The organism is Actinomadura logoneensis (genome assembly GCF_003428695.1).
Taxonomy (GTDB): Bacteria; Actinomycetota; Actinomycetes; order Streptosporangiales; family Streptosporangiaceae; genus Spirillospora; species Spirillospora logoneensis.
The window spans coordinates 1-658 of the sequence record NZ_QURH01000369.1; the positions used below are offsets into that span (position 1 = coordinate 1).

Genomic DNA, 658 nt, shown 5'->3' on the forward strand with positions numbered 1-658 from the left:
GCGGCGCGCGGGCCGTCCCATGCCCGCACGTGCCCGCACCGAGGCGGCCACGTCCGCGCCGCGGCGGCCCGGGGCGCGGGTGGGTCAGAGGATGTCGAGGTCGGTGGGGCGGGGCGGCTCGGGGCCGTCCGGGCCCATCAGGGTGATCCGCTCGATCCGGACGATCCGGAAGCGCCGTCCGGCGACCTGGATGCCGTTGCGGCGGGTGCCGTCGGTCATCAGGTCGGCCGCGGCGGCGTACTCGGCCCGGTCGGCCTCGGCGGGTTCCTCGACGGCGGGCACCACGTGCCGGAAGTACAGGGCCAGCGAGTCGCGGGCGGCGCGCGGGCTGTCGTGCAGCCGCCCGGTCGGGCGCCAGGACCCCGCCGTCCGCTCGGCGACCGCGAACGCCGGGTTCATCGGCAGCGGGGTGAGGAACGCCTCCGAGGCGGGCTCGGCGCCCGCGTGCGCCGCCGCGTCCAGCAGCTGGCACAGCAGCTCGGAGGCGGCCAGGCCGGGCGGGAGCCGCCCGTCGTCCAGCAGCTCGTAGGGGCGCGGCGCGGCCCGGCGCGGGGACGGCCGGGGGTCCAGGTCGCTCGGCCGCGGCGGCTCGGGGCCGTCCGGCCCGGACCGGACGAGCTGCTCCACCCGGACGATCCGGAACCGGCGCCCGGCGGCC

Annotated in this window: 1 protein-coding gene; it reads right to left on the minus strand. The window is 80.2% G+C overall.

Going from position 1 to position 658, the window contains the following annotated elements:
* Nucleotides 1–84: 84 nt before the first annotated feature.
* On the minus strand, nucleotides 85–658 hold a 574-nt coding region (locus tag DZF91_RS40020; RefSeq protein ID WP_199486810.1), incomplete at its 5' end, for a DUF5954 family protein.